This is a genomic window from Paludibaculum fermentans (genome assembly GCF_015277775.1).
Classification (GTDB): Bacteria; Acidobacteriota; Terriglobia; order Bryobacterales; family Bryobacteraceae; genus Paludibaculum; species Paludibaculum fermentans.
Window position 1 is genome coordinate 83,139 of sequence record NZ_CP063849.1, and the last position, 12,922, is coordinate 96,060.

At 61.8% G+C, this 12,922-nt stretch carries 8 protein-coding genes; 7 read left to right on the top strand and 1 reads right to left on the bottom strand.

From position 1 onward, the window contains the following. The 5 genes from IRI77_RS00300 to IRI77_RS00320 all read left to right on the top strand — a co-directional run bounded on the left by IRI77_RS00300 (position 1) and on the right by IRI77_RS00320 (position 7,202). On the top strand, positions 1–2,106 hold the full coding sequence (locus tag IRI77_RS00300) for a type VI secretion system Vgr family protein (protein ID WP_194450102.1): 2,106 nt from the start codon (positions 1–3) through the stop codon (positions 2,104–2,106). Positions 2,107–2,110: 4 nt separating this feature from the next. Continuing rightward, complete coding sequence (locus IRI77_RS00305) at positions 2,111–2,698, top strand: DUF6931 family protein (RefSeq protein ID WP_194450103.1); 588 nt, start codon at positions 2,111–2,113, stop codon at positions 2,696–2,698. A 28-nt stretch (positions 2,699–2,726) separates the two neighbouring features. Beyond that, positions 2,727–3,017 (top strand): PAAR domain-containing protein, encoded by a 291-nt coding sequence (locus IRI77_RS00310; RefSeq protein ID WP_194450104.1) that lies wholly within the window; start codon positions 2,727–2,729, stop codon positions 3,015–3,017. A 126-nt stretch (positions 3,018–3,143) separates the two neighbouring features. Further along, a complete protein-coding gene (locus IRI77_RS00315; protein WP_194450105.1) occupies positions 3,144–3,485 on the top strand; it encodes a hypothetical protein in 342 nt (113 codons plus the stop codon). 234 nt (positions 3,486–3,719) lie between these two features. Next, complete coding sequence (locus tag IRI77_RS00320) at positions 3,720–7,202, top strand: TonB-dependent receptor (RefSeq protein ID WP_407674025.1); 3,483 nt, start codon at positions 3,720–3,722, stop codon at positions 7,200–7,202. Between the two features lie 57 nt (positions 7,203–7,259). On the opposite strand, the gene IRI77_RS00325 is transcribed toward IRI77_RS00320, so the two are convergent. Next, the gene (locus IRI77_RS00325) at positions 7,260–9,656 is read right to left on the bottom strand and encodes a prolyl oligopeptidase family serine peptidase (protein WP_194450107.1); all 2,397 of its coding nucleotides are present in this window, start codon (positions 9,654–9,656) and stop codon (positions 7,260–7,262) included. Positions 9,657–9,715: 59 nt separating this feature from the next. Between IRI77_RS00325 and IRI77_RS00330 the strand changes: the two genes are divergently transcribed. Both IRI77_RS00330 and IRI77_RS00335 read left to right on the top strand, forming a co-directional pair. Next, positions 9,716–11,374: a hypothetical protein gene (locus tag IRI77_RS00330; protein WP_194450108.1), complete on the top strand. Its 1,659-nt coding sequence runs from the start codon at positions 9,716–9,718 to the stop codon at positions 11,372–11,374. A gap of 177 nt (positions 11,375–11,551) precedes the next feature. Next, positions 11,552–12,916, top strand: coding sequence for a MerR family transcriptional regulator (locus IRI77_RS00335; RefSeq protein WP_194450109.1), 1,365 nt, complete (start codon positions 11,552–11,554; stop codon positions 12,914–12,916). Positions 12,917–12,922 lie beyond the last annotated feature (6 nt).

Consider the following 12,922-nt stretch of genomic DNA (forward strand, 5'->3'; position numbering starts at 1 on the left):
ATGCCATCATCCGTTCAAGGCGAATGGCCACTGAAACTCACCACCCCACTGGGTGCGGATTTCCTACTTCCTGAAGCCTACCAGATGAGCGAAGCCATCTCTTCCCTCTTCCGGATGGAGATTGAAGCGAATGTCACGCCCGTGGCGGACCTTGCCTTCGACCGGCTGCTGGGGCAAAAAATAACGCTGAGCATGGTGCTGGGTGATGGCAGTGAACGCCACTACAACGGCATCGTCTCCCGCATTACGCAGGGGCACCGGAGCTACGACACCGCTTACTTTTCCCTGGAAGTCGTGCCGAAGTTCTGGCTGCTGACCCGAGTCGAGCGCAGCCGAATCTTCCAGCAGAAGTCCGTGCCGGATATTCTCCGTGAGGTACTTGGCGCGGACGCTCAGTTCCAGCTGGTCGGCACATTCGAGCCTCGTGAATACTGTGTCCAGTACCGGGAGTCCGATTTCGCCTTTGCTTCGCGCCTGATGGAAGAAGAAGGGATCTTCTATTTCTTCAAGCACACAGCCGACGACCACAAGATGATCGTCGCCAATTCCCCGGCCAAGCACACCGATATTGCCGCGCCCACCACTATCATCTATGAGGAAGTGCAGGGCGGCACCCGGGCCGACAGCCGCATTCACGTCTGGTCCAAGTCCCAGGAGATCCGCTCCGGCAAGACCACCCTCCGCGACTACACCTTCGAAATTCCTGCCCAGAACCTCGAAGCGATCAAGACCATCATGGAGTCGGCCACGGCCGGCACCGTAACTCATAAGCTGAACATCTCAGGCGGTTCGGCTCTCGAACGCTATGACAACCCGGGCGGCTACGCGAAGCGCTTTGACGGGATCTCCAAGACCGGCGGTGAGCAGGCCTCCAACCTCCAGAAGATCTTCACGGATAACACCAGGACCGTCGAGATCCGCATGCAGTCCGAAGCCGTGAATGCCCTCACGATTCAGGGTGAGAGTAACTGCCAGACCTTGGCCGCCGGCTCAAAGTTCACCCTCGACAGACACTTCTCCGACAACGGCGTCTACGTGTTGACCTCGGTTCAGCATTCCGCCAGCCACCCCATGGGCACCGAGGCGAATATGGAGTCGTTCACCTACGAGAACTCCTTCACCTGCCTCCCCCAGGCCATCCCCTACCGTCCGCCCCAGGTGACCCCCCAACCGACAGTGCGCGGCACCCAGACGGCGGTCGTGGTCGGTCCTTCCGGTGAAGAGATCTTCCCCGATAAATACGGCCGCGTGAAAGTTCAGTTCTCCTGGGATCGCGAAGGCCAGAAGGACGCGAACAGCTCCTGCTGGGTTCGCGTCGGCACTCCCTGGGCCGGAAAGCAGTGGGGCATGATCCACATCCCCCGCATCGGCCAGGAGGTCATCGTCGATTTCATCGAAGGCGATCCCGACCGGCCGATCATCGTCGGCAGCGTCTATAACGCTGATCAGATGCCACCCTACACCTTGCCGGACAACAAGACCCAGAGCGGCATCAAGAGCCGCAGTTCCAAGCAGGGCGGCACCGAGAACTTCAACGAATTCCGCTTCGAGGACAAGAAGGGTAGCGAACAGGTCTTCCTGCACGCCGAGAAGGATCTCCTCACCGAGGTGGAGAACGACGAGACCCGCAACGTCGATCATGACCGCATCACCACCATCAAGAACGACGAGACCAAGACGATCAAGGAAGGCAACGAGACCATCACGATCGAACAGGGCGACCAGACCTTTACCATCAAAGTCGGGAAGCAGACCATCACCATCCAGGCCGACCAGGCCACCACCATCAAGCAGGGCAACCAGACCCTCGACATCAAAATGGGCAACCAGACGACAACCCTCGACATGGGCAACCAGTCGACGAAGTTGAAGATGGGCAACCAGACCACCAAGCTCGATCTCGGCAAGGCCGAAACCGAGGCCATGCAGTCCATTGAATTGAAGGTCGGCCAGAGTAGTATCAAAGTAGATCAGATGGGCGTGACCATCAAGGGCATGATGATTAAGATCGAAGGCCAGATTCAGGTGCAGGTGAAGGGCCTGATCACGCAGATTAACGGCGATGCGATGCTGATGGAAAAGGGCGGCATCGTGATGATCAACTAATAATATGAGCACTGCACCTCAATCCGGGAAGCCGCCCAAGACGGTGGCCGAACTCTGCCAGGTGGCCGAGTTGGGCGAAGCCGCGGCGCAACTGGCTACCCCCGAAATCGCGGCGCCCGACTTTATCCAGGCGATGGTGGGCGCGGAAGAGTTCCCTGACGCTGTGAAGTTCCTCGCCTTCTCGTTGCCGAAGCGGGAGTCGATCTGGTGGGCCTGGGTCTGTGCTCGGCGCGCCTCCGGTGCGACCCCGCCGCCTGTCATCAAGGCTGCGCTCGACGCCACCGAGAAATGGATCGCCCAGCCCACCGATGCGCACCGTCGCGCGGCCATGGCCGCGGCCGAGAAAGCCGATTTCGGAACACCTGCCGGCTGCGCGGCCCTCAGCGTTTTTTTCAGCGGCGGCAGCGTCGCTCCACCGGAGGCGCCTGCTTTGGAGGCCGCCGAATACAGCACGGCCAAGGCAGTGGCCGGAGCTGTCACGTTTTCCGCCCTAAGCGGCGACCCGCAGGGGGCTTCGGAAGCATTCCGCAGCTTCATTGCGCAGGGGGTCGAAGTGGCGCGTAAAATCAGGATATGGGAGCCGGCGTCGTAGAGCCGGCAGCAGAGGGGAACACAGCGTTATGGGAATGCCCGCTTCGAGAATCACCGACATGCATGTCTGCCCCATGGTGACAGGCATCATTCCTCACGTCGGCGGCCCCATCCTGCCGCCCGGCGCGGTCACTGTCCTCATCGGCGGCCTGCCCGCCGCTCGCGCCACCGACATGGCTGTCTGCGTCGGCCCGCCCGATGTCATCGCCCTCGGCTCCTTCACCGTATTCACGATGAAGATGCCGCAGGCCCGCATCGGAGATATCACCGCCCACGGCGGCAGCATCGTCCTCGGCTGCTTTACGGTGCTGGTGGGCTGATTGGCTGACCTCATACCCGATCTTGAACCATCCGGGGAAGTCCAACCCGAAGAACGGCCCGTTCTCAACGCCGGTCTAGACTTCTCCCGTTCCGTCCCGGACACGGTACGCGCCGCTTTCGATGGCATGCCCTCCAAGGTCCTCCTGCGGGAAGGCGAAATGCTCTACCGGTTCCTGGAGCACGGCTTCACCGGAACGGCCGAGGGCTTCTGGCTGCCGGCCGACACCTACCATCGGGTGAGGAAGGAATGCCTGGTGGACGGTATCCCCATCCCCGCCTGGGCCGTCAACCAATCCACGGCATTGCCCCGCGCGCCGCGCCCTGCTGTCTTCATCCAGGCCACACTCGTCGAGAGCGTTTACGTCTTCCGGGGCTTCCTCAAGCACTCCGGAGGAACCCCTCGTCTGCGCCTCTGGATCCCCGGCCTCACCGGCGAGCAGATCTTCGTCCGCACCTACAATCTCTAGCTCCCCGGCGCGCCCATCCGACTCCTGGGAGCGCCTGTCGCCTTATCTTGACATGCAACTCAGTTGCATGTACGATAATTTCAGATTATGGAGCCTGAATACCTATATAACTCATTGCGGGCCGTGTCTCCCGGCCCCGATCCGAGCCATCGCAATTGTCCGTCCGTCCGTGCTGTCAATCCTAACTGCAAGCTACTATCAATTACTCGCGCGCTCACTTTCATCCTGGCCATTATGCTCTTGTTGCCTGCGTCCGCGGCCACCGGCGGCAGCCTCGCCGGCGTTGTCACCGACGGCAGCCGCTTAGTCATTCCCGGTGTCTCGGTCAGTGCCACCAACTTCGCCACGGGAATCGTGCAGCACACCCTCACCAATGACGCCGGCTTCTACGCCTTCCCCGTACTGCCCGTTGGCACCTACGAACTCACCATTGAGCACCCCGGCTTCAAACCCTACAAGCAGACGGGCATCGACCTCCGTTCCGACGGAGCGGTCAAGCTGGATGTCCCTCTCGAGATCGGCCCGCGTAGCGAGGTTGTGGTCGTCACCGAAGCCCTCGCCCAGGTAGAAACCGCCAACACCCAACTGGGCGATGTCATCCGCGGCAGTAAGATGACCGGCATCCCCGTCAATGGCCGCAGCTATACTGACCTGCTCGCCCTCCAGCCCGGCGTGACCCCCGTCAGTGCCAAGCAGCCCAACGCCGTGATGATGTCCGGCTGCGCCAGCGCGCCGCCCTCTGGAGACTCGAATCCCGGCGACATGTCGGTCAGCGGCCAGCGCGAAACGGCCAACGGCTTCGCCGTAAACGGTAGCTCAGTCCAGGAGACCTTCAACATGTTCGCGGCCGTCGTGCCCAACCTCGACTCCATTGAGGAGTTCCGCGTCCTCACCGGCAGCTTCGACGCCGAATACGGCAACTACAGCGGCGGCCAGATTGTCGTCACCACCAAGTCAGGTACCAACGAACGACACGGCAGCGCCTTCGAATTCGCCCGCGATACCAACCTCGCCGCCCGCAACTTCTTCGCGCCCACTCGCGCCAAGTACGATCGCCACCAATTCGGCGGCACCCTCGGTGGAGCCCTCCGCAAAGACTCCGCCTTCTTCTTCATCGACTACCAAGGCACCCGCATGACCCGCGGTGTCGACACCGGTCTCATCTCCGTCCCCTCGCCCCAGAATCGTGAAGGCGACTTCTCCGCCAATTCAGACCGCCTCACCGGCACCGTCAATGGCCAGTACTGGGCCAACCGCCTAACCTCGAAGCTCGGCTACGCAGTCTCGCCCGGCATGCCCTACTACACCGCCGGCTGCACCAACACCGCGCAGTGCGTCTTCCCCAATGCGAAGATCCCCAAGTCCATCTGGTCGGCGCCGGCCAGGAACCTGCTCTCCTACATCCCCCTGCCCAACCAGGGCTCGAACATCTTCTCCACCGCCAACCAGGACCAGACGCTGCGCGATGACAAAGGCGCCGCCCGCGTCGACTTCAATACCCGCTGGGGCGCCCTTTCCGGCTACTACTTCTCAGACGACTACACCTTCGACAATCCTTATCCCACCGGCCAGGGCGGCGCGAACGTACCCGGCTTTAATGCGCTGTCCCTCGGCCGCGCGCAGATGGCCGCCATCGGCCTCACCACTACCCTAAGCCCTACCTCCACCAATGAGCTCCGCCTCAGCTACATGCGTACCGCCAACAACATCGGCCAGCCCGTCGGCGGCGTCGGACCTACGCTTGCCTCCCAGGGCTTCGTCGACGAGAACGGCCAGCCCGGCATCGTGGCCCTCGCACCTGAGATCGAGGGGATCGAGAACATCGCCTTCAACGACTTCACCATCGGCGTCAACGTCACTGGCGTGCGTCAGGCCAACAATACTTTCCAGGTCTCTGATACTTACGCCAAGGTACTCGGCCGCCACCTCCTGAAGTTCGGCGGGAACGTCCACTTCGACCAGATCAACATCGCGCCAAACGCCACCTACAACGGAACGTTCATGTTCCAGGGCACCGAGACCGGCTCCGACTTCGCCGACTATCTGCTCGGCATCGCCAGCGTCTACGCCCAGGGCGACTCCAAGCACTTCTACCCCCGCAACAAATACATCGGGCTCTATGCCCAGGACCGCTGGCAGGTGCACTCCACCCTCACCCTCAACTACGGCCTCCGCTGGGACGTTCTCCCACCGTGGAGCGAGAAGTACAACCAGCTCCAGACCGCCGTACTCGGCCAGCAGTCCATCGTCTATCCGAACGCGCCCAACGGCCTGGTCTTCCCGGGCGACCCTGGCGTGCCTTCCACTCTCGCCCCCACCCGTTACAACAACTTCGCGCCGCGCATCGGCCTGGCTTGGGCGCCAGCCTTCGAGAACGGCCTGCTGGGCCGCCTGTTCGGCACGGGCCAGAAGACCAGCATCCGCGCGGGTTTCGGCCTCTACTACACCGCCATTGAAGGACTCTCGGCCGGTATCATGAGCGCGAATCCGCCCTACGGCATGGACTTCGACAGCTTCGGACCCCCGCTCTTCGAGACCCCCTTCGTCATCGCCGCCACCGGCGAAAATGTGGGTCAGCGCTTCCCCTCGTCCATCGCCACGCCCGGAGCCTCCGCGCAGAATCCGAACACCTCCGTCGACTGGTCGCGCTACCTGCCGGTGGCCCACATGCCCGGCTACTTCAACCAGAACGTCACGCCTTACACCAGCAGCTACATGTTCTCCCTGCAGAGGGAAGTGGCGCGCGACACCACACTCAGCCTCAGCTACGTCGGCTCCCAGGCCCACCACCTGCTAGTCCTCGTAGCCGCCAACCCGGGCAATGCAGGCCTTTGCGTCAGTCTCAGCCGGCCCGAGGACGTCATGCCCGGCACCGCGACCTGCGGGCCCTTCGGCGAAAACAACACCTATTACGCCAGGGACGGACGTGTCTATCGCGGCACGCGCGGACCCTTCAGCTCCGACTTCGCCGGCTTCACCCACCAGAAAACCATCGGCAACTCCAACTTCAACGCACTGGAGGCCTCCCTCCGGCACACCGGCAGGCAGGGCGATCTGCTCGTCGGCTACACCTACGGTAAGTCGCTGGACCAGTCATCGAGCCTCTCGGAGTCGATCAATCCGTTCAATGGCGGCCTGAGCAAGGCTGTGTCCGCGTTTGACCTGCGCCACAACCTGGTGGCCAGCTACCACTGGATGCTGCCGCTGCCGCGACTGCTGGGGATGCGCAATGCGTGGATCGAAGGCTGGTCGCTCTCCGGCATCACGCGCCTGAGTTCCGGCCTGCCGGTGACGATGTTCAACAACAACGACACTTCGTTGATCGGCTCCATCCCCAACGGAATCAACAGCGACGGCCTCGACACACCCGATGTCCGTCACGGCGATCTGGCGATCAATACGGATCCCCGCAATGGGCGGTCCGCCTTCGACACCAGCCTCTTCAGCCTGCCTGCCCTGGGCACGATGGGCACTGCAGCCCGCCGCTTCTTCTACGGGCCCGGAATGCTGAACTTCGACGCGGCCCTATTGAGGACCGTCCGCCTCTCCGAGACCCGGTCGCTCGACCTCCGCCTGGAGGCGTTCAACGTGTCCAACCATGCCCAGTTCTTTGGGGCTGCGGTCGTGAACGGCAATATCAGCAGCCCCACCTTCGGTCGGATCCTCAGTGCCACCGCTCCGCGCGTGATTCAGCTGGGAGCGAAGTTCCGCTTCTGAGGCTCTGGGGTCGGGGAAGGGGCACGGCTACTCCCAAGCTGACGTGGAGAGGCCTGCTCATTTCTTCAAATTCGTTTCAAACAACCGCAGAATCCGCTTATACTCGTCGGCCCAACTGGTGGGCTGCACGAAGCCGTGATCCTCCACTGGGAACATGGCTACCTCCCAGTTCTCCTTTCGGAGTTCTATCAGCTTCTGCACCAGCCGGACCGTGTCCTGGAAGTGCACATTTGTGTCCACCATGCCGTGACAGATCAGCAGGGCGCCTTTCAGGCCGGCGGCGTGGTAGATGGGAGAACTCTGCTTGTAGGCTTCGAGGTCCTTCTGCGGCAGGTTCAGGATGTTCGAAGTGTAGCCGTGGTTGTAATGCGCCCAATCGGTGACCGGGCGCAGCGCCGCGCCCGCGGCGAAGACATCCGGCTGCGTAAAGAGCGCCATCAGGGTGATGAAGCCACCGTACGACCCGCCATAGAGCCCGATGCGCTTGGGATCTACACCAAACTCCTTCACGATGTAACGCGCCGCATCTACCTGGTCGTCGAGATCCTTGCCGCCCATGTGCCGGTAGATGCCTGTGCGCCAGTCGCGGCCGTAGCCGGCGGAGCCGCGGTAGTCCACGTCGATCACCAGGTAGCCGCGCTCCATCAGCAGATGGTGGAACATGTATTCGCGCGAGTAGCTTGACCACCAGCGGTGCACATTCTGCAGGTAGCCCGCGCCATGCACGAAAATCACCGCCGGTCCGCCCTTCTTCCAGTTCTTTGGCTGATAGAGACGGGCCGGGACGCCTGCTCCGTCGCGGGCAGGCACCTTGACGATGGGTGCGTCGAGCCAAGGGAAGGAAGAGAACTCAGGCGCCGGCGAGGTAGTGACACGGGTCATGGCTGCGCCGGGTTTATTCTCCATCAGGTAAAGGTCCGGCGGCTTGTTGGTGTAGCTGTGTACGACGGCCAGCATCTGCTCGTCGGGTGAGACCGTGACGTCGTAGTCGCCGGGCTGCGATGTGATGCGGGTCCTTGGTCCGCCGTTGACGGACATCCAATAGAAATCGCGTTCGTGGACACTCGCCTCACTGGTCACCAGGCCGAACCGGGATTCGTCCTTCGACAATTCGACGGACTCCACTTCCCAGTTGCCGGAAGTGAGCGCCTTGGGCTCGCCGCCAGTCCAGTCAATGGTGTAAAGATGCGACCAGCCGGTGATCTCTGCCTGGAAGTACAGAGTGTGATTGTCGGGCAGCCACCCGAGTTGGAAGCTGCCTGGCCCGTCTACCCAGGCGTCGTCGTGCAGATGGAAGATGGGGTTGAGCTTGCCAGTGGATGTGTCGGCGGCGAAGATCCAGCGGTCCTTGTTGTCGCCGGAACGTCCGGCCACGGCAAGTTTCGTCCCGTCCGCGGACCAGCGCGGGTTGAGCAGTGTGACGGGCCGCTCGGATTCCTTCACTGGCGGTTTGACTTTGTCATCGGCGGGCAGCTTCTGGCCGTGATCCAGCCATGTCACCTCGCCGGTGGCCACCTTCACCATCGCCATGCGGCTACGGTTGGGCGTATCCCCGACATTCGTGCGGGAAGGGATGTCTTCGGTATAACCGGCCTCGGTGACGTAATTGGGGACGACGGTGGTTTTGGCGTCGGCCGCGCGTTCCGTCACGGTCACCACGGCGTAGGTCTCGTCCGGCGCCAGCAGGATGTTGGCGGCTGTCTGGCGCGGGCCGAGGTTCATCGGCTTGCGCGGGTTCTCCTTCTTGCGGCGGGCTTCGCTCTCCTCACGCTTCTTGGCACGGCGGTCGACGATATCGAGGAGTTCGCGCTCTTCCTTCTTCAGCGCTTCCTGGCTGTCGGTGCCCTTCTTCGTCTCCTCATCGGAGGCTTCTCCCTGGGCTCCGCGGCGGGGGCCCGTGGCGGCTGGAGCGGCCGGTGTGGCTCCGGCAGGGCGGATGTCCGTGAGTTGCTCCAGCACACCATCCGCCAGCGAAAGGGTATACAAATTCCCCGAGCGGACAAAGGCGACCTTGCGGGCGTCGCGGGTGAACTGTGGGTTCGATTCGGCGTCGGATGTCTTCGTGAGCTGGCGGACCTTGTCGGTGGTCCGGTCGTAGAGGAATAGATCACCGTGGTCGCCGTAGACCACCAGTTTCTTGTCCTTCGACTCGCTGCCCGTGGCGGGCGGGGCAAGTTTCGCGTCGTCCTCGCTGAGTTTGGTGAGGCCCGAGCCGTCACGGTTCACCACATATGTGTCGTAATCCTTGTCGAGCGGATCGGTGCACAACTTCCACTCGAAGTAGACTCTTTGACCGTTGCCGGACCAACGGATGGCGCGCGGCGGGTAGCCATAGAGCCCTGGGCCGCGCATGATGGAATCGACTGTCAGCGGCAGAGGCCTGGCCGGCACGGCCTGCGGCGACGCCGGCACGGCCATCAAAATGCACAAAACGGTAGAGACTAACGGCTTCATTAATAGTAGAGTTTCGCACAGCCGTGCATGGCTGCCCGGGCTGCGGCATAATTCATTGCATGCATAGGAATTGGTGCGTGGGGCTGGCGCTGTGTTGGATGCCCCTGCTGCACGCACAACTGACCGAAAAATCCGAGAGCTGGACGAGGTTGGAGGGGCAATACCTCGTCGATGCGAACCGGGACAGCGTCCTGTTCCTGATGGCTCAGATTCAGGCTGCGCAAAGCGACACGGCCAAGGACCGCAAGCCGCATCCGGACTTGGCCGAGGTGCTACAGTTTGCCTACCAGTCACTCAGCGTCGGCAACACGAACGCCGGCTCGCGGCTTTTTACGCGTGCGCTGGCGGTCTATCGGGATCTGCCCCCTGGTGAGTGGCTGGAAGTGGCATCCTCGCTGCAATTTGAGGTGGACCGGCGCATCGCCGCGCCGGGCGCCACGTTGCACGCTCGAGCGGAACCCGGGTTTGTGCTCGGCCGGCCGTTGAAGAACGCTTACCGCATTCAGGTGGCGCTGATCGATACACAAGGCAGGACCGTGGTGGAGCGACCCGCGGAGACGCTGCAGAATCTGGAGACCGTGAGTTTTTCGCTCCGTACCAGCGGACTGCCGGAAGGCGCTTATCGCGTAAGGTATCAGTTGCTCGACGCGGAGGGGAAGGTCCGGGCGTGGGTGCTCCGCGATGTGCTGCTGAGCGCTTCGCTGGAGAAACGCATCCGCGAGCTCGTTGAGCAAGGCCGCAAGCTGGCGGCCGCCGGAATCGCGTTGAAGAGTCCCGCTCACGCGTTGGCGGTGCAGACAGTGCAGTACACCGGCGGTTTGTATGCACAGGCGCTGGAAGGACCCGGGCCTGGATTGGCGAACCGGCTATCGCCCGTAGCCGCCACGCTTGCCGATCCGAAGCTCCCAAACTACGGCACCGATCCCATCAATCCCGGGCGGGACCTGCCGATGGCGGAATGGATGGCGGCCGACCTGCTTTCCGGCAACAGCCCGCTGGCCGTGAAAAAGGGCGACATCCGGTTGGCGTATATCTCGCCCCAGGATCAGTCAATGCTGCCTTTCCGGCTGTTCGTTCCGCCGGGCTATGAGGCTTCGAAGAAGTGGCCGCTGCTGGTCGTGCTGCATGATGCCGGCGGAGACGAAGGCTCGTACTTTGAACGCTATCCGGCGCAGGATGGCAGCAGCCAGTTGATGAAGCTCGCGTCCGAGCGAGGCTATGTAGTGGCCGCGCCTTCCGGCCGCGGGCCGATGGAGTACTACACCAATGCCTCGCGTGCAGACGTGCTGGACGTCATCGATCGGGTGAAAGAGTGTTTTGCAATTGATGAGAAGCAGGTCTTCCTGGCTGGTCATGGCGTGGGCGCCGGCGGTGTCATGTCAGTGCCAATGGGTGCGTCCAGCCGGTTTGCGGGACTTCTGGCAGTGGGCGGCCAACCGCTGGAGGCGCTGGATTTCAGCAAAGCGCCCGATGCGCCCCTTCTGTTCATCCAGGGCGGTGCGGACGAGATCTTCGGTGTGACTGCCGCGCGCCGGTTGGCATTTGTGCTGCAGCGGCGCTACAAACAGTTCGACTACATCGAAGCCGTCACGGGCGACCATGCCGCCGTGGGAGTCTCCGCGCTCCTGCAAGGCTTCGACTTCTTCGACGCCGTACGGGAAGGGAAATGGAAGCCGTCCGGAAAGCCAATTCCGCTGCCAGGTAATTCCAGGAACTGACAAATTCACCAAACCCGGAATCTGGCCGCCTCTCGGCGCCGTTCGTGATACCTCTCCTCTCTGCTGGGGAGTATTGGTCTCAATCGTCAGGGTCCCTCCCAGCTGGAGACGCTGTTTCCGTCCACAGTTTGGAAACATTGAAGGTTCTTAACGCGAAGAAATGGCTATAGTCCGGCCATGACCTGGGGGATTCATGCCAAGTCTTGGTATCTTGGATACTTAGTAATTTCGGAGGTCGTTTTCTCGTTGAGCTCGCAGAATGAACAAGCGAGACTGTTGCACTCCTGGAAGGAAATTGCGGCGTTCTTTGGTGTTACGGTCCGCACCGTCCAGAATTGGGAAGAAGAACGAGGGCTACCCGTCCACCGCATGCCGGGAGCGAAGGGGAGACTTTACGCCTACGTTGACGAATTAGCGGCCTGGCGGCAGACAGGGTTAACCGGCAAGCCGTCACCTGAGGCACCTGCATCGGCTGCGCCACCTGATTTGCCGCAGGCGCGAGACCGCTCCAAGTCGCACATGATCTTGGCCATGGCGGCCTGCCTCACCATGGCCGCTCTGGGCGTGTTCTGGGTTTTGCGCCCGAGGCCAAATCCAAATACGTGCCGGCTGGAGGGGCAGGCACTGGTCGTTTATGATGAGCAGGGCGTGTTCGCCTGGCGGTATATCCTGCCCTCCGCGCCACTTCAGGTTGATGCCCGGCGGGATCCCTCTTTTGACTCCTGGCTGATTGCAGATGTGGACGGTGACGGACGTCGCGAAGTGCTCTTGCCGTTTAGAAGTGATCCCGAAAGCGCCGTCGATGATGAGCTCTATTTATTCTCGGCGGATGGCAAGTTATTATGGAAACGGCATTTCGGAAAACCGGTTGTCCGAAATGGGGTCAGCCAGAAAGGGCCCTTCACTGTGCGGCGATTGGCTCTGGTTCCGATTAAGGGACGCAAAGAGTCAAGAATCCTGGTGGTCGCGAATCATCGGCTGCACTCCCCGACGTTGATCTCTCTTCTGGACATCAGCGGCAACACACAGAGGGAGTATTGGCACGCCGGGCACATTACCTGCCTGATGATAGAGACCCAGAAGAGCGATGGCCGGTCCGCGATCTACCTGGGCGGGATTGCCAATGGCTACCGGGCCGCGGACCTGACGGTTCTCGATCCCGAGAAGTTCAGTGGGGCGTCCGTCGAGTCGGATCCGGAAGAGCGGATAGTCAGTGACCTGCCGACAGTCGAGAAGGCGAGGCTCCTCTTTCCGCGATCCTCGCTGAATCTGGCAACAAACCCCTACAACTTCACGGAGAAGTTGATGCGCGTGGGCGACAGCCTGTTGGTAGGCACAAGTGAGAATCCGGCAGGGTCCGACAAAGCCTCCAATATGTACTACTTCGGGCCGAAACTGGTGCTGGAGCGGGTGCAGGCCGCGGACATGAATCGGGCGACCTTCCACAAGCTGCATCAACAGGGCATCATCCCCGCCGACCTGACGGAGAAAGAGATCGCCTCCTATCGTCAGATTCGAATGCTCACACCCTGGCAGGATTGATCCTGG

Coding starts and splice junctions, on each gene's coding strand:
- IRI77_RS00315 (WP_194450105.1), top strand. CDS start 3,144: ATGCCCTCCAAGGTCCTCCTGCGGGAAGGCGAAATGCTCTACCGGTTC.
- IRI77_RS00320 (WP_407674025.1), top strand. CDS start 3,720: ATGCTCTTGTTGCCTGCGTCCGCGGCCACCGGCGGCAGCCTCGCCGGC.
- IRI77_RS00330 (WP_194450108.1), top strand. CDS start 9,716: ATGCATAGGAATTGGTGCGTGGGGCTGGCGCTGTGTTGGATGCCCCTG.
- IRI77_RS00310 (WP_194450104.1), top strand. CDS start 2,727: ATGGGAATGCCCGCTTCGAGAATCACCGACATGCATGTCTGCCCCATG.
- IRI77_RS00305 (WP_194450103.1), top strand. CDS start 2,111: ATGAGCACTGCACCTCAATCCGGGAAGCCGCCCAAGACGGTGGCCGAA.
- IRI77_RS00325 (WP_194450107.1), bottom strand. CDS start 9,656: ATGAAGCCGTTAGTCTCTACCGTTTTGTGCATTTTGATGGCCGTGCCG.
- IRI77_RS00300 (WP_194450102.1), top strand. CDS start 1: ATGCCATCATCCGTTCAAGGCGAATGGCCACTGAAACTCACCACCCCA.
- IRI77_RS00335 (WP_194450109.1), top strand. CDS start 11,552: ATGACCTGGGGGATTCATGCCAAGTCTTGGTATCTTGGATACTTAGTA.